15 protein-coding genes, 1 tRNA gene and 1 other RNA gene are annotated in these 15,828 nt (G+C 68.5%); 14 read left to right on the plus strand and 3 right to left on the minus strand.

Going from position 1 to position 15,828, the window contains the following annotated elements; translation table 11 throughout:
• Positions 1 to 183 precede the first annotated feature (183 nt).
• The 7 genes from IM689_RS05365 to IM689_RS05395 all read left to right on the plus strand — a co-directional run bounded on the left by IM689_RS05365 (position 184) and on the right by IM689_RS05395 (position 5,470).
• Positions 184 to 603, plus strand: a complete 420-nt coding sequence (locus tag IM689_RS05365; protein ID WP_082128838.1) for a DUF3052 domain-containing protein — start codon at positions 184 to 186, stop codon at positions 601 to 603.
• A gap of 26 nt (positions 604 to 629) precedes the next feature.
• Positions 630 to 1,082 (plus strand): peroxiredoxin, encoded by a 453-nt coding sequence (locus IM689_RS05370; RefSeq protein WP_047312091.1) that lies wholly within the window; start codon positions 630 to 632, stop codon positions 1,080 to 1,082.
• 75 nt (positions 1,083 to 1,157) lie between these two features.
• Positions 1,158 to 1,230 (plus strand) — tRNA-Val (locus tag IM689_RS05375).
• A gap of 1 nt (position 1,231) precedes the next feature.
• Positions 1,232 to 2,083 carry a Nif3-like dinuclear metal center hexameric protein gene (locus tag IM689_RS05380; protein ID WP_129665385.1) on the plus strand — a complete coding sequence of 284 codons (852 nt, stop codon included), beginning with the start codon at positions 1,232 to 1,234 and terminating at the stop codon, positions 2,081 to 2,083.
• Positions 2,080 to 2,817, plus strand: a complete 738-nt coding sequence (locus IM689_RS05385) for a zinc ribbon domain-containing protein (protein ID WP_193643174.1) — start codon at positions 2,080 to 2,082, stop codon at positions 2,815 to 2,817. Before IM689_RS05380 ends, IM689_RS05385 begins: the two co-directional genes overlap by 4 nt.
• A 92-nt stretch (positions 2,818 to 2,909) precedes the next feature.
• Positions 2,910 to 4,121: a bifunctional RNase H/acid phosphatase gene (locus IM689_RS05390; RefSeq protein ID WP_193643175.1), complete on the plus strand. Its 1,212-nt coding sequence runs from the start codon at positions 2,910 to 2,912 to the stop codon at positions 4,119 to 4,121.
• 155 nt (positions 4,122 to 4,276) lie between these two features.
• Complete coding sequence (locus tag IM689_RS05395; RefSeq protein WP_193643176.1) at positions 4,277 to 5,470, plus strand: O-succinylhomoserine sulfhydrylase; 1,194 nt, start codon at positions 4,277 to 4,279, stop codon at positions 5,468 to 5,470.
• A gap of 13 nt (positions 5,471 to 5,483) precedes the next feature.
• Here the strand turns inward: IM689_RS05395 and IM689_RS05400 are convergent, their stop codons facing one another.
• Together IM689_RS05400 and IM689_RS05405 are read right to left on the minus strand one after the other, a co-directional pair.
• Entirely contained in the window at positions 5,484 to 6,617 is a 1,134-nt protein-coding gene (locus IM689_RS05400; RefSeq protein WP_193643177.1) for an ArsB/NhaD family transporter, read from the minus strand.
• On the minus strand, positions 6,578 to 7,336 hold the full coding sequence (locus IM689_RS05405; protein ID WP_193643178.1) for a YaaA family protein: 759 nt from the start codon (positions 7,334 to 7,336) through the stop codon (positions 6,578 to 6,580). Before IM689_RS05405 ends, IM689_RS05400 begins: the two co-directional genes overlap by 40 nt.
• A gap of 104 nt (positions 7,337 to 7,440) precedes the next feature.
• On the opposite strand from IM689_RS05405, the gene IM689_RS05410 reads away from it, so the two are divergent.
• The 3 genes from IM689_RS05410 (at position 7,441) to IM689_RS05420 (ending at position 10,604) form a co-directional block, all read left to right on the plus strand.
• Positions 7,441 to 8,910: an RNB domain-containing ribonuclease gene (locus tag IM689_RS05410; protein WP_193643179.1), complete on the plus strand. Its 1,470-nt coding sequence runs from the start codon at positions 7,441 to 7,443 to the stop codon at positions 8,908 to 8,910.
• A 24-nt stretch (positions 8,911 to 8,934) separates the two neighbouring features.
• Positions 8,935 to 9,304: RNase P RNA component class A (rnpB, locus tag IM689_RS05415), an RNA gene on the plus strand.
• An 85-nt stretch (positions 9,305 to 9,389) separates the two neighbouring features.
• On the plus strand, positions 9,390 to 10,604 hold the full coding sequence (locus tag IM689_RS05420; RefSeq protein WP_193643180.1) for an MFS transporter: 1,215 nt from the start codon (positions 9,390 to 9,392) through the stop codon (positions 10,602 to 10,604).
• A 102-nt stretch (positions 10,605 to 10,706) separates the two neighbouring features.
• Here the strand turns inward: IM689_RS05420 and IM689_RS05425 are convergent, their stop codons facing one another.
• Positions 10,707 to 12,164: a GuaB1 family IMP dehydrogenase-related protein gene (locus IM689_RS05425; protein WP_193643181.1), complete on the minus strand. Its 1,458-nt coding sequence runs from the start codon at positions 12,162 to 12,164 to the stop codon at positions 10,707 to 10,709.
• Between the two features lie 129 nt (positions 12,165 to 12,293).
• Here IM689_RS05425 and IM689_RS05430 point away from each other — a divergent pair, with 129 nt between their 5' ends.
• The 4 genes from IM689_RS05430 to IM689_RS05445 all read left to right on the plus strand — a co-directional run bounded on the left by IM689_RS05430 (position 12,294) and on the right by IM689_RS05445 (position 15,828).
• On the plus strand, positions 12,294 to 12,947 hold the full coding sequence (locus tag IM689_RS05430; protein WP_193643182.1) for an MBL fold metallo-hydrolase: 654 nt from the start codon (positions 12,294 to 12,296) through the stop codon (positions 12,945 to 12,947).
• A 63-nt stretch (positions 12,948 to 13,010) separates the two neighbouring features.
• Positions 13,011 to 14,204: a lipid II:glycine glycyltransferase FemX gene (locus IM689_RS05435; protein WP_193643183.1), complete on the plus strand. Its 1,194-nt coding sequence runs from the start codon at positions 13,011 to 13,013 to the stop codon at positions 14,202 to 14,204.
• Positions 14,205 to 14,333: 129 nt separating this feature from the next.
• Positions 14,334 to 15,134 carry a MerR family transcriptional regulator gene (locus IM689_RS05440; protein WP_227484470.1) on the plus strand — a complete coding sequence of 267 codons (801 nt, stop codon included), beginning with the start codon at positions 14,334 to 14,336 and terminating at the stop codon, positions 15,132 to 15,134.
• Between the two features lie 367 nt (positions 15,135 to 15,501).
• Positions 15,502 to 15,828 (plus strand): hypothetical protein, encoded by a 327-nt coding sequence (locus IM689_RS05445; RefSeq protein ID WP_193643184.1) that lies wholly within the window; start codon positions 15,502 to 15,504, stop codon positions 15,826 to 15,828.

The following is a 15,828-nucleotide window of genomic DNA, read 5'->3' on the forward strand; positions in this document are numbered from 1 at the left end:
TGATCGGTACGAATTCCCTTGCGAGTTGGGCGTGCGACAACTCCGGAAACGGCAGACCACCTTGCAATGTGCGTCGCGACCTTGTGGACTAACCTGAAAGCACCTTCGGGCGAACTGCCCGAGGGAACATCGTCGAGGGGTACGCGCGCATGCGCCCCCGGAGCAAGAAAGAGGACGCACCACGTGAACCAGACCGCAGGGGCACATCCGGCGGCCAAGATCGGTTTTTCCGCTGACGACGTCGTCATGGAGATCGGCTGGGACGACGACGTCGAGGAATCGTGGCGAGATGCGATTGCCGAGATCGTCGGTTCGGAGATCGAGGACGAGGACTACGACGGCAGCGTCGACTCCGTTCTGCTGTGGTTCCGCGACGGTGACGGCGACCTCACCGACGACATCGTCGACTCGCTCGCGACCCTCGAGGAGAAGGGCTTCGTCCTGCTCATCGTTCCCAAGGTCGGCAGCCCCGAGAACGTCGACGCCGCCGACATCCAGGAAGCGGCCACGACGGCCGGCCTCAAGGCCAGCTCGACGTTCAAGGTCGGCGAGGACTGGATCGGCACGAAGCTCGTGCAGGGCGGCACGGCCAAACAGCGCTGATCGCGCACCGACGAAAGGGACGAACCATGACGACAGTGACCGAGGGTTCCAAGGCTCCTGACTTCACGCTCAAGAACCAATTCGGTGAGGACGTGACGCTGTCGCAGATCGTCACCGAGCGGCCGACGCTGATCGTGTTCTACCCCTTCGCCTTCTCGGGCATCTGCACGGGTGAGCTGTGCACCATCCGCGACACGATGCCGAGCTTCGACGACGCCTCCGTGCGCGTGGTCGGCATCAGCTGCGACCCGATGTTCACCCAGCGCGCGTGGGCGGAGGACCAGGGTTACGACTTCTCGCTGCTCTCGGACTTCTGGCCGCACGGCGAGGTTGCGAAGGCGTACGGCGTCTTCGACGAGAACGCCGGATTCGCCATTCGTGGAACGTTCCTCGTCGATGCCGACATGACGGTGCGCTGGTCGCTCGTCAACGGCCCCGGTGAGGCGCGTGACTTCACGGGCGCGCTCGAAGCGCTCTGACGAGCAGGCCCGACGGTGGGGCGGCACGCGACGGGTAAGCTTGCCGTCCGTGCCCGCAGCACCCAACCGGGCTCGGGGCCTCTAGCTCAGCTGGTAGAGCAACGCGTTTACACCGCGTCGGTCGTCGGTTCGATCCCGGCGGGGCCCACATGAACAACTCCACCACGACGCTGGCTCAGGTCACGCGAATCCTCGACGGGTTCTATCCGCCGTCGACCGCTCAGTCGTGGGATGCCGTCGGCCTGGTCACGGGCGACCCGGCGCAGCCGATCGAGCGTGTGCTCTTCGCTGTCGACCCGGCCCTCGACGTCATCGACGAGGCTGTGAACGGTGGGTACGACCTGCTCGTCACGCACCATCCTCTGCTCATGCGCGGTGTGAAGTCCGTTGCCACGACGAGCGGCAAGGGCCGCGCTGTGACGGCTCTCGTCGTCGGCGATGTCGCGCTGTACGCCGCGCACACGAACGCCGACGTGGCGACGCCCGGCGTCAACGACGCGCTCGCCGTCGCGTGCGGCCTGAGAGGCGTGGAGCCGCTCGTCGAGACCGAGGGCCAGCCGCTCGGCCGGGTCGGCGACCTGGAGTCACCGATGACGCTGCGTGCCTTCTGCGAACGCCTCGCGTCAAAACTGCCGCCCGCTCCTGTGGGCCTGCGGGTTTCGGGTGACCCGGACGCCGAAGTCGCCCGCGTCGCCGTGCTCGGTGGCGCAGGTGACGGTGAGTTCGGCGCCGCCCGTGCGGCCGGAGCCGATGTCTACGTGACGGCGGACCTGCGTCACCACCCCGCCATCGAATCGCGCGAGGAGGACGCGGCCGACAAGCCGCTCTTCCTCGTCGACGCCGGGCACTGGGCCAGTGAGTGGCTGTGGCTCGAGCACGCGAGTGAACGCCTGCGTGACGCCGTTGGCGCCGAAGGCGCCGACCTCGAGGTGGCCGTCTCGCGCCGCCGCACCGACCCTTGGGACTTCTTGGTCTCGACAAGCGAAGGAGAACAGCAGTGAAGGCAGAACTTCAGCAGCAGTGGAAGCTGCTCGACCTGCAGAAGCTCGACACGCGCCTGGACCAGATCGACCACCGTCTGGCCAACCTGCCGCAGGCCAAGGAGCTCGCCGAGGCGAAGGCCACCGCTGACTCCGCGACGGAGGAGATGGTTCTCGCTCAGACCGCCGTGTCGGACGTCGAACGCGAGATCAGCCGCAGCGAGGCCGACGTCGAGCAGGTGCGTGAGCGTGCTGCACGCAACCGAAAGCGTCTCGACGCGGGTCAGGGCACGGCGAAGGACCTTCAGGCTCTCCAGCACGAGCTCGACACCCTGGCCCGTCGCCAGAGCGTTCTCGAGGACACCGAACTCGAGATTATGGAGCGTGCCGAGGAACTGCGTGAGCGCCTCGACGGTTTCACCAAGGCCGCCGACGCCGCTGAGGTGAAGGTCAAGGAACTCAAGGACGCGATGGCCGCGGACTCTAAGCAGCTCGACGCGGAGCGGGCCCAGGTCGCGAGCAAGCGCGCCGACATGGCACCCACGATCAACGCCGAACTGCTGACCGAGTACGACCGCATCCGGGCGCGTAGCGGTGTGGCCGCCGCCGCGCTGCACGGACGTCGCTGCATGGGCTGTGGCCTCGAGCTCAACGCGAGTGACCTCGCCCGGATCAAGGCGGCCTCGGCCGACACGGTCGTCAACTGTGACGAGTGTGGCCGCATTCTCGTGCGCACGGCCGAATCCGACGTCTGACGCACGTCGGAAGGGGCGCCCCCTCGACCCGACCCTGTCTCTGGCCGACGCCTCGCGTCGCTGAACAACGCTGACCCCGAAGGGATCTCGCCATGACACGACGCCTCATTGTCGAAGCTGACGGAGGGTCGCGCGGTAATCCTGGTGTTGCCGGATATGGCGCGTTGGTCCGGGACGGCGAGACGCGGGAGGTGCTTGCCGAGCGGGCTGCGCCGCTCGGCAAGGAGTCGAACAACGTCGCCGAGTACACCGGCCTCATCGAGGGGCTTCGGGCCGTACTCGACCACGAACCGTCCGCGGCAGTGACGGTGCGCATGGACAGCAAGCTCGTCGTCGAGCAGATGTCGGGTCGCTGGAAGATCAAGCACGAGGACATGAAGCGTCTCGCCGCCGAAGCGCGCACCATCTCGTCCGAGATCGCCAGTGCCGGCGGGGCCGTCACCTACGAATGGATCCCGCGCGAGAAGAACAAGGCTGCCGACAAGCTGTCGAACGACGGCATGGACGGCGTGACCGTGCGTCGCGACGCGTGGCAGCCCGACGATTCGACGAGTGAGACCGACGATGAGGGCGCGCCTGGCGGAGCAACGAAGGACGAGGCCCCGGGGGGCACGAGCGAACCGGACACGACCGAGCGCGAAGCCAAGACCGTCGCCCCGGTGACGTCGAACCCCGACCTCGGCAAGCCGACCCGCATCGTTCTCGTGCGTCACGGCGTCACCGACTTCACGACGGGCGGAAAGCTCGACGGCCGTGGCGGCGCCGACCCCGCGCTCAACGCGGCCGGTCGCGACCAGGCGGAGCGCGTCGCGCGGGCCGTCGGCGCGCTCGTCTCAGGCGCCGAGACCGTGAGCGTCGTGACGTCGTCGCTCGCGCGGGCCATCGAAACCGGAGCGCCGGTCGCGAAGGCGCTGGGCGTGCAGGCGCAGGTCGACGAGGATTGGGACGAGCAGGCCTTCGGCGAGTGGGACGGCCTCAGCTTCAAGGAGATCCACGCTCGGGACGCCGCCGGGCTGTCGAGTCTGCGCCATGACGCCACGTACAGCGCCCCCGGCGGTGAGACGCGCGCACAGCTCGACGCGCGGATCTCCGACGCGCTCGAGCGCGCCGTGGAGCGCGGGGGAGCGGTCGTCGTCGTGACGCACCGGATCGCCATCATGTCGGTGCTCTCGGCGGTGCTCGGGCTCGACATCGATGCGGCGTGGAGGCTCGCGGCAGCACCGGGCTCGCTCACCGGCATCGAGGTATGGCGCGACGGGAACGCGCAGGTCGCGTTCACCAACGACACGCACCACCTGCGCTGAGCCCCCCGCCATCGTCCACCGGTTGGACATCGAAGCGGGCGAGATAGCGAAGCAGACACTTCTTCATAAGGTTGCGTTATGGAAACAGCCGGGCCCGCCCGGCTTCCCCGACGCACCACGCGCAGCAAACCTGCCCGTGGGAAGGAGAGCATTCGGTGAGTGAGCCCACCCTTCGCCCCGACACCCTCGCTGTCCGAGCAGGCTTGGCCCGCAGCGGCTTCGAGGAGACGGCCGAGGCCATGTACCTCACCTCCGGCTTCGTCTACGACAGCGCCGAAGCCGCCGAGGCCGCTTTCGCCGGGGAGAGCGAGCGGTTCGTCTACAGCCGGTACGGCAACCCGACGACAGCGATGCTCGAACAGCGCCTCGCGGCCCTCGAAGGGGCTGAAGCGTGCTCCGCCACTGCATCGGGCATGTCGGCGGTGTTCACGGCCCTCGCCGCGCTGCTGGGCGCCGGCGACCGCGTCGTCGCCTCGCGGGGGCTCTTCGGCTCGTGCTTCGTCATCCTCGACGAGATCCTGCCGCGGTGGGGCGTCGAGACGGTCTTCGTCGACGGACCTGACCTCGAGCAGTGGCGCAAGGCGCTGGCCGAGCCGACCACCGCCGTGTTCTTCGAATCGCCGAGCAACCCGATGCAGGAGCTCGTCGACATGCGAGCGGTCTGCGACCTCGCGCACGGCGCCGGTGCGCAGGTCGTCGTCGACAACGTCTTCGGAACGCCCGTGTTCAGCAGGCCGCTCGCACACGGCGCCGACATCGTCGTCTACTCGGCCACCAAGCACATCGACGGCCAGGGCCGCGTGCTCGGCGGGGCGATCCTCGGGCCGAAGGAGTTCATCGACGGGCCCGTGCAGAACCTCGTGCGTCACACCGGGCCGACACTCTCGGCGTTCAACGCCTGGGTGCTGCTCAAGGGGCTCGAGACGATGCGTCTACGCGTGGAGGCGCAGGCCGCAGCGGCGTTGCGTCTGGCCGAACAGCTCGAAGCGCACCCCCGAGTGCGCACCGTGCTCTACCCCTTCCTCCCCTCACATCCCCAGCACGAGTTGGCGAAGCGGCAGATGGGTGGGGGCGGCACGGTCGTGACGTTCGCGATCGACGGCGGCAAGGCCGAGGCCTTCGCCCTCATGAACGCTCTCGAGATCGTCGACATCTCCAACAACCTCGGCGATTCCAAGTCGATGGCCACCCACCCCGCCACGACAACCCATCGCCGCATGGGCGAGGAGGCGCGCGCTGCCATCGGCATCACCGACGGCACGGTGCGCCTGTCCGTGGGCCTCGAGGACGCGGGCGACCTCGCCGCAGATCTCGAGCGAGCCCTCACGGTGGCGTTCGGTCCGAACTGACGCACCCTGCAGCTCAGCGGGTGACGAGCTCGAGCACTCCGGCTGCAGCGAGCGTCGTGACGAGCGTGTCCAGGCCGGTCAGTCGAAGGTGGGTTCCCCACCTGATCCGGACACCGGCACGGCGAAGACGGTCACGCCACAGGAGCGTGGCCACCGAACCCCACCAGGTGATGCCACTCGCCACGTTGACGCCCACGAGGAGCGCGAGCACCCGATCCGTCTCACCGTGGGCGGCGGGCTCGAGCGCGAGGTAGGCGGGAAGGTTGTTCAGCCCGTTCGCGACGAGCGCTCCGGCGGCCGTGAGCGTCCACGCGGGAGCGTCGCCCAAGGAACCCAGTGCGGGACGCAGCACCCCGGAACCGTGAACGAGCGCCACGGTGACGAACAGGGCCGATGTGATGGCGAGACTGCGCCACGGGATCTCGATCTCGGCGAGGGCGCTTCGGCGCCTCGTGGCGATGACGGCTACGCACAAGAGCGCCGCGACGGATGCAGCCACGGCGGGTTCGACGAGAAGGATCGACACGCACATGCAAGCAACGAGCGTGCCGACTGCGGGAAGCACGCCGTCTTGGGCAGGCTGTGGGGGCGCCGATTCCGCAGGGGCCACCGCGGTGCCGCGCAATGAGGACCGCCAGACGACGGCCGCCACGGGAAGGGGCACGAGCGTCGTCGTGAGCGCGACGGGCCACGCCTCCTCCAGGAACCCGAGCGCATTGGGGTGAGGCAGGACGTCCCGGGCGAGCAGGTTCGTCAGGTTCGACACGGGCAGCCAGAGCGAGGCCATGTTCGCGATCCAGAGCGTTGGAAAGGCAAACAATGCGACGGGGCGGTCGAGACGCCGCGCGACCACGACGGAGGCCGTCGTCATGAGAACGGCCGTCGTGTCGAGGCTGAGGAAGGCCGTCACGAGAACCGCCGTCGCCATGAACATCACCCACACGAGAGCGATCCGGCCCCGGGCCAGGGCCACCACCTTCGTGCCGAGCAGGTCGAAGAGGCCGGCGATCGACGCGCATTCGGCCACGACCGTCAGGGCGGCGAGAAAGACGAGAACGCACGGGACCCGAGCGAGCAGCTCCAGTGCGGCGTCGACGTCCACGCCGGTCAGGCCGTGGCTTCGCGCACGCTCACGTCGAGGATCCACGGCTTCGACGGTGACGTCGCTTCGTGGAGGTCGACGTCGAACGTCTCGGCCAGCTGGGCAGCGAGCGCCTTGGGGGTGCGTGGGTCGCGCGCATCCGTGACGAGGGCTCGGGTCACGAGTCCGCGGGTGTGCTTCGCCATGTGCGTGGCGCCGGGAACGCGGATGTGAACCCAGCGGCGCGCGAGTTCGCCACTCGGGTTCCACGAGGCGGCGTACGTCGAGGATCGACAGTCCACGACGACGCCCTTGCCTGCGGCCTCGCTCAGCGGCGCGTCGAGCACCGAGCGCCAGTGAGCGGCGAGGGCACCGAGCGGAGGAAGGTTGACCCCCATCGACAGGCGGTAGGGCGCGAGGCGGTCTCCGAGACGGACCGCGCCGTAGAGCGCCGAGGAGATGACGACGCGCCGCGTCGCCCGCGCCTTGTCGGCGCCTTCGAGGTCGGACAACCCGAGCGCGTCGTAGAGCACGCCGGTGTAGAGCTGCGCGGCGGGCAACGTCGGAGCATCGAGGAGTCGGGTGTTGCGGGCGATCTCGTCGGCAAGGTTGGGGGAGACCCCGAGCACCTCGGGCGCTTCGTCGCGCGCGCTCACCTCGCTAACCGCTGCGGCGACCTGCTGTCGGGCTTCGGTCAGCTCGGGGAACGACAGCTTCGCGAGGTCGAGGCGCGCGCCACGCGTGCGCGTGGTCTTCGATTCCGACGGCGGCAGGAGGACGATCACGCGGGCCAGCGTAGCCCGATCCTCCCTCGGCGCAGCAGTCGTTCCGGGCCGGACAACGCGCGTGGAGCGTGCCTCTCGTCGACGTGCGCTTGTAGGCTCGGGCCATGCCGAAGACCCGCATCCTCTGGCCGAGCCGTGACACCGGCGGCGACCTCGCTCGCTCCTTCGACGCCCTGCGCGCGGAGTACGAACTGAGCCTCGACTACCCCGAGGCCGCCGTCGCGGAGGCCCGCGAGGCGATGGCTGCGGTCCAAGTGCCCGAACGCGACGAAACGGCCGTGCCGTTCTTCACGATCGACCCCGTCGGGTCGATGGACCTCGACCAGGCGATGCATCTCGAGGAGGCCGGTGATGGGTTCCGGGTGCGCTACGCCATCGCCGATGTGCCCCTGTACGTGCGTCCCGGCGGTAACCTCGATGCCGAGACCCGCCGTCGCGGCCAGACGATCTACATGCCCGACGTTCGCATCCCGCTGCACCCGAGCCAGTTGAGCGAGGGCGCCGCGAGCCTTCTGCCCGATCAGGTGTGCTCGGCGTTCGTGTGGGACATGACGCTCGACGCCCGCGGTGAGGTCACCGACGCGACGCTCTACCGCGCGCAGGTGCGCAGCGTCGAACGTCTCGACTACCGGGGCGTTCAGGGCGCGGTCGACTCCGGCAGCGACGACCCGCGTGTCGCCCTGCTCAAGCGCATCGGAGAGCTGCGCGCCAGGCTCGAACTCGAGCGCGGCGGAGCCTCGCTGCCGATGCCCGACCAGGAAGTCAGCGAGCCCGAGCCCGGGCGGTACGAGGTGCACTTCCGTCCGCCCGTGCCCAGCGAGGACTGGAACGCGCAGATCTCACTCATGACCGGCATGGTGGCGGCACGCATGATGCTCGACGGCGGCGTCGGCATCCTGCGCACCATGCCGAAGCCCGATCCTCGCGACGTCGAACGCTTCCGCCTCCAGGCCAAGGGCCTCGGGCTCGTGTGGGCGAAGGACGAGACCTACGGCGCATTCCTGCGCCGTCTCGACCGGGACGACCCGCGTCACCTCGCGCTCATCCATGAGGCGGTCACGTTGTTCCGCGGGGCGGCCTACACGCCGTTCGACGGCACGACCCCCGAGATCACCGAGCAGGCCGCCGTCGCCGCGCCGTACGCCCACGTGACGGCGCCGCTTCGTCGCCTCGTCGACCGATTCGGGCTCGTCATCTGTGAGGCGCTCGCAAACGGACGAGAGGTGCCCGCCTGGGCCCGCGAGGCACTGCCCGACCTGCCCGAGATCATGCGTTCGAGCGACCAGGTCGCCGGAAAGATCGACCGCGCCTGCGTCGACCGCGTGGAGGCAGCTGCCCTGTCGTCCTCCGTCGGCGAGACATTCGGCGCGCTCGTTGTCGAGGGCCCCGACAAGGAGGGCAAGGGTGGCGGACGTGTGACGGTCCAACTCGTCGACCACGCTGTCGTCGCACCAGCCCGTGCCGCCGAGGGTGCTACCGCGCCGCCCGAAGGGGAGACCTGCACGGTGCGCCTCACGGACGCTGACATCATGGGCGGCAAGCTCACGTTCGAGGTGGTCGAGGGCGCCTCCTGACCGGCGGTAGAGTTGCCCCTTGGATGAGTCGGCCGGGCGGTCGCGTCGAAGATTCGTCTTCGCCGAGGAAAGTCCGGGCTCCGAAGGGCAGGGTGGTGGCTAACGGCCACCCGGGGTGACCCGCGGGACAGTGCCACAGAAAACAGACCGCCGCGCTTCGTGCGCGGTAAGGGTGAAACGGTGGTGTAAGAGACCACCAGCGCTCCAGGTGACTGGAGCGGCTCGGTAAACCCCACCCGGAGCAAGATCGAACAGTGCGCGTCGAAGCTGCCCGCTGAGCGCACGGGTAGATTGCTCGAGCCACGCAGCGATGCGCGGCCTAGATGGATGATCGCCGAAGCGACACCGGTGACGGTGCGCGGAACACAACCCGGCTTACAGGCCGGCTCATCCCACCATCTCCCCGCAGCGCACTGTCGAACAGTCGGTGACTTCCTTGCAGAACCGCCTGGTCGGCGCGCATGCGGCACACTTCATGGGTGGAGAGACGGACGCAGGGCGTGTTGGCCGGCCAGGTGGCGAGCTGGCTTGGCGACGCCTTCCAGGTGGTCGCGTTGCCGGTGGCCATCGTTCTCGCCCACGGAAGTGCGGGCCAGATGGCCGCCGCCATCACGGCCACCACCGTCGCACGCTTGGTGTTCACGCTCTTCGGCGGCGTGTGGGCCGACCGGGTGCAGCCGCGGCTCATCATGGCTCTCACCGACGTCGTGAGGGCCATCGCGGCGGCTGTGCTCGCCGCGGCCTTTGCCGTCGGCGCCTGGTCGACGCCGCTCGTCATCGTGTGCGCCTTCGTCAGTGCAGCGGCGGGCGCCTTCTTCGGGCCAGCCTTCATGACGTGGCGGCGAGCCGTCATTCCCGCCGATCAGCGTCAACGCACGAACGGCACACTGACCAGCCTGCGTCAGCTCATGCTCATGCTCGGACCCGTGACAGGCGGCGCGGCCGTGGGATTCGCCGGGCCGGCCTTCGGGTTCACCCTCAACGCCGTGACGTTCGTGGTCTCCCTCGCCGCGGTGCTGGCCTGGGCGCGCCCGGTCGACATCGTGCGGACGGAAGGATCCGAGGCGTTCACCGAGCAGCTCGTGGCGGGCTGGCGCGCCGTGCGCTCGCGCTCGTGGCTGCTCTGGGGCCTGTTGGCCGCGGGTTTCTACCACATCGGCAACGGCGCGGTGCTCGTGCTCGCCCCGCTGCTCGTCGCGTCGGAACTCGGGGGCGCACACGCCGTCGGCATCGTCGCTGCTGCCGAGGGGCTCGGCGGATTCCTCGGCGCTGCGCTCGGGGCGCGCATTCATCTCAAACGCCCGCTGTTCACCGGCTGGGCGCCGCTCATCCTCATGCCGCTGTGGGCGTTCAGTTTCGCGGTGTTCCACTCGGTGTGGCCGATCGCGGTCCTCGCTGCCATCGGCTACGCAGGCCTGCTGTTCTACGACGTGCACTGGGAGACGGCGATCCAACATGCCGTGCCGGGTGAGCTCCAAGGCCGCGTGCACTCGTGGGACATCCTCATGTCCTTTGTCGCGTTGCCACTGGGCTCGATGCTGGCGGCGCCCCTGGCGGCCGCCTACGGAGCTCGTCCGGTGATCGCCGTGGGAGCGTGCTTCCTGCTCGTCGCGTCCGTCGTACCTCTCTTCATCCGCAGCATGCGGACCTTCGAGGTGCCGAGCAGTGCGGTGAGCAAGGCTCCTGCCGGGTGAGAACCGGGTCAGACAGCGTCAGTGCGTTCGCTCGGCGAGTTGAACAACAGCTGCCCCCGCCCGAATCGTCTCGGGTGGGGGCAGCACAGCGTCAGGGCCAGGTCACCAGCTCGTGTGACGCGGGCGCCCCTCGTCGTAGCCGGACGCGCTCTGAACACCGATGCGAGCTTTCGCGTGGAACTCCTCGATGTTCTTGGCGCCCGCGTACGTGAACGAACTGCGCACGCCCGCGATGATCGAGTCGAGAAGATCCTCGACTCCGGGACGCTGATCGTCGAGGTACATACGCGAGCTCGAGATGCCCTCCTCGAACAGGGCCGAACGAGCACGATCGAACGCCCCCTGGGCGGACGTGCGGTTGCGCACCGCACGGGCCGAGGCCATGCCGAACGACTCCTTGTAGAGGCGCCCGTCGGCGTCACGGTTGAGGTCGCCGGGAGACTCCCAAGTGCCGGCGAACCAGGAACCGATCATGACGGACGCGCCGCCGGCGGCCAGCGCGAGCGCGACGTCACGCGGGTACTTCACGCCGCCGTCGGCCCACACGTGAGCGCCGAGTTCACTGGCTGCTGCAGCGCACTCGAGCACCGCGGAGAACTGGGGACGGCCCACGCCGGTCATCATGCGCGTCGTGCACATGGCGCCCGGCCCGACGCCCACCTTGATGATGTCGGCGCCTGCCTCGACGAGGTCACGCGCGCCGTCAGCCGTCACGACGTTGCCCGCCGCGATCGGTACGCGACGCCCGTTCGCGGCCTCGAACTCGTCACGCACGCGACGCACCGTGCCGAGCGCCTCGATCATCTTCTCCTGGTGACCGTGCGCGGTGTCCACGACGAGCACGTCGGCGTGGGACTCCAGCATCGCGCGGGCCTTTGTCTCGACGTCACCGTTGATGCCGATGGCCACACCGATGGCGAGGCGCCCCTGTGGGTCGAGAGCCGGGGAGTAGATCGTCGAACGCAGAATGCCCCGTTTGGTGAGCACACCGACGAGCGCGTCGTTCTCCACGACGACCGCGAGATCGCGGTGTTCGCGTTCAAGCAGATCGAATGTGTCCTGCAGGTCGCCGCCCGCCTCGACGACAGTGATGTCCTTCGACATGACGTCGGCGATGACGGAGAAACGGTCGACCTCGAGGCAGTGCTTCTCGCTCACGAGGCCGAGCGGCGTGTTCTCGTCGTCGACGACGACAGCCATGCGGTGAGCGCGCTTGCCGAGGAGCGCGAGGACGTCGGAGACCGGAGCGGTGGGGGCGATCGTCACCGGCGTCTCGTAGACCGTGTGGCTCGCCTTGACGTCCCGGATCGTTTCCTGGACGGCTGCGATCGGAATGTCCTGGGGAAGGACGGCGATGCCGCCGCGGCGCGCGATCGTCTCCGCCATGCGTCGGCCGGAGATCGCGGTCATGTTGGCCACGACGAGCGGGATCGTGGTGCCCACGCCGTCGGGCGTCGTGAGGTCGACGTCGAGGCGACTCGTCACGTGCGAGCGCGACGGCACCATGAAGACGTCGTTGTACGTGAGGTCGTACGGGGGCTGATCGGTGATGAAGTCCACGTCCGTCAGCCTATCCGCAGCCACCGACAACGCCCTTAAGGCGTTGGGGTCCAGGCGAATCGGCATTCGCTTCGCGCGAAGGTCACGCCCTCCTTCCCACACCGCGGCGTGTGTGCCTACCGTGAGGACATGAAGCTCACGCACCATGGACATTCGTGCGTCGAACTTTCCGTCGCCGACGCGACCGTTCTGTTCGACCCGGGCACGTTCAGCTCCTTCGACGACGTTGCGGGCGTCGACGCGATCGTCGTGACGCACCAACACCCGGATCACCTCGACCCCGACCGCCTCGACGCCCTGCGCGAGGCCAACCCCGACGCCGCGTGGTTCGCCGACCCACAGACCGCCGAGCAGCTGCGCGACAAGGGCCTCGACGTCACGGCGACGAAGGCGGGGGAGACCTTCTCCGTCAAGGGCGCGCGCTTCGAAGGCGTGGGTGCGACGCACGCCGAGATCCACCCGTACATCGAGCGGATCAGCAATGTCGGCATCGTGGCGAGCGGCGACGGGGAGCCGCGCCTGTTCCACCCCGGCGACTCCCTCGAGGGGCGCCCCGAGAACGTCGACTATCTCTGTCTTCCCCTGGTGGCCCCGTGGTCCGCCGTGCGCGAGACGATCGCGTTCGTGCGAGCCGTCGAGCCGAAGCACGTCATTCCGATCCACGACAAGGTGGCGGCGGACCGAGCGCGCGGCCTCTACCTCGGGCACGTACGCGACTACGGTCTCGACGGTGGCGTCGAGGTCATCGAGGTTCCCGAGGGAGAGAGCGCCGCGCTCTCCTGAACGGAGCGGCCGCCCGGCGTGGACGTTTCGAGCGGGTCGCCGTGAGCCGATAGCCTGACTCACATGACGCTCACGGTGACCCCCTGCCACGACCGCGACGAGTGGGACGATCTTGTCAACTCCTCCGGCGGACACCCCCTGCAGCTGTGGGGATGGGGCGAGTTGAAGTCGCAATACGAGTGGAGTGCCGACCGGGTCGTCGTGCGTGACGGCGCACGGATCGTCGGCTCCGCGCAGGTGCTGCTTCGCACGCTGCCGCAGCCGTTCAAGTCACTCGCGTACGTCCCGCGTGGCCCGCAGGCCCAAGAGGCCGACCGTGGCCGCGTCGTCGAGGCACTCGCCGACTACGTCAAGCGCACCCACGGGCCGATCGGCATCACGATCGAACCCGATTGGGAGGCCCCCTTCTCCCCGCTGGAGAAGGGCGTTTCGGACGAAGACCTCGCCGAGAGGATTGCGGCACCGTCCTCGGACTGGCTGGCCGATGTCGAAGCTGCGGGCTACAAGCGCAGCGAGAACACGGGGCTCATCCCGCGCACTCTCATCGTGGACGTGACGCGCGACGAGGACACCATCATGAAGGAGCTGTCGAGCTCCACCCGTCAGAATGTGCGCAAGTCGTTCAAGGCCGAGAACGTGCGCTTCGGCCTCGTCACCGAGCGGGCCGACCTCGACCAGGTGCTGGCCATCAACAAGGAGACCGCGAAGCGCGCCAACTTCGCCGTCCACTCCGACCTCTACCACGAGCAGATCCGCGATTTCATGGGCCCGGCTTCGCAGCTCATCGCGGCCTGGGAGGGTGACGAGGTTGTCGCCTTCGTCTGGCTCGTCGTCTCGGGCAAGACGGCGTTCGAGCTCTACGGCGGCGTCAACCCGCGCGGCATGAAGCTGCGCCTCAACTACGGCCTCAAGTTCTGGGCGATGAAGCACGTCAAGGAACAGGGCGTCGAGCGCTACGACTTCAACGGGCTGCTTAACGATGGTATCTCCGATTTCAAGCGTCAGTTCGCCAAGCACGAGGACATGCTCGTCGGCACCTACGACAAGGCTCTCTCGCCGCTCTTCCCCGTCTTCGCGACGGCGCTTCCGGTAGTCCGCTCGACCCTCAAGCACGGCGTTCCCGCCGCGAAGAAAACGGTCGCCAATCTCAAGAACGACCCCAAGGCAACTCTCGCCGGCGCAGCGTCGGGCGCCCGCTCGAAGGCGAGCGACGTGAAGGCCAGGCGCTCCGCGGCGAAGTGGAACAAGCTCGGCTGACGCCAGGGCACCATCGAAGGCCGGTCCGGGGCGGGCTCGCGTCTTGACCGGCCTCTTCATGGGCGTTCGAGGTCGCGAACTTCGTTGCCTTCTTGACCTTGACGTGGCGACAACGTCGAGGATGAACCCATGAGCGACATGCCGGGCTTCTTCTTGATCGGTGAGCTGGCCGCCCTCGCCGGGGTCAGCCCGCGGGCTATCCGTCACGACCACCGGGTTGGCGTGCTGCCCGAGCCCGCACGATCACCGAGCGGGTATCGGGTCTATGACTGTGACGACGTGGACCGGTTGCTCGCCCTGCGGGCGCTCGCGGATGTGGGAGTTTCGCTCAAGGACGCGGCTCATTCGGGCCGGGACACGAGGGATCGCCTACAGGTCGCACTGAACAAGGCCATGGTGGAACGCGCGGCGATCGAAGTGCGCATCTCCAAGCTGGAGGCGATGCTGGCCCATGAGCACGAGTTCGCCGCGGTCTACGACCAGGCCGTAACGGCGCCGGAGGATGCCGCGGCCCGGATCGGGCTTCCGGAGAGCCTCGTCCGCGCCGAACGCCGCGCCCTCGATCTTGTGAGGCGGCGGGACGGCGACGGGCGGGTGCTCGCGGCACTCACCTCGGCGTACGAGACGGCTGCTCGCCTCGGGCGAGTTCCACCACCAGCCCAATGGCCGCACGAACTGCGTGTCCTCGTGCGTACTGCGAAGCTGGGCCCGGCCTTCGAGGTGTGGTGTCGCTTCCTCGGAGTGAGCCCGGCGGATCGGACGAGGATTCGTCAGGTCGTGCTCGACGCGCGCAACGGGACGCCGCGAGGCGCCGATGGGTATCGGTCGCGCTCGGCCTCGTATTGCTCGCGGAGGTCCTGCTCGCGGTCACGGGCGGAAGCGGGCTTCGCCATCTCATCGTTGCCGTCATCGTCGTCGAGCTGGCCCTAGCCGTCTGGGCCGTGTTCGCTGCCGTTCGTGCCTATGCGAGCCTGAGTGGCCTGTGGTCGCAACGGATGGAAGCGGCGCTTGCGGGGCCGCTGCCGCGCCGAATTGACCGTCTCATCACGCTCGAGCTCTCACTCGCGCGAGGTGTGTGGCTGCGATGGGGTGGCCGCCCTGATCTACCGATCGGGCCACTGGTCTGCACGCACCCGACGGAGAGGCGCCTGTGATGGGTGTTCTCATCGCCGTGATGGCCGTGGAAGCGGCAGCGGTTCACACTGCCGTTCCTTGGCATCGAGTCGCTGCATTCGCGGGGGTTAGGTGGCTCGTCCTCGCCCTATCCCTGTACGGGATCTGGCGGACGATCGGCTGGGTGGCCACGCTAAGGGCCTACCCCCACGTGCTGACGGCCGACATGCTGCATCTGCGAGTCGCACCGCTCACCGTGGCCGAGGTGCCCTGGCGCCTCGTGAGTTCCGTGACACCGATCGGGGCGCTTGCAGACCCACCGCGCTCATGCCTCGTGATCGAGCGTCCTATGGCCCCGCCGAACGTCCGGATCGAACTCGCCGAACCGGTGCGAGTCGTCAGCTTGCTCGGAGCTGAGCGTCAAGTCACTGGCATCGCGTTGGCACTCGAACACCCGAGCGATGCTGTCGCCGCGCTCAAGTCACACGCCGAGCAAGCGGCTGCGACGTGA

The organism is Dermacoccus barathri (assembly GCF_015070805.1).
In the GTDB taxonomy this organism is placed as follows: domain Bacteria; phylum Actinomycetota; class Actinomycetes; order Actinomycetales; family Dermatophilaceae; genus Dermacoccus; species Dermacoccus abyssi.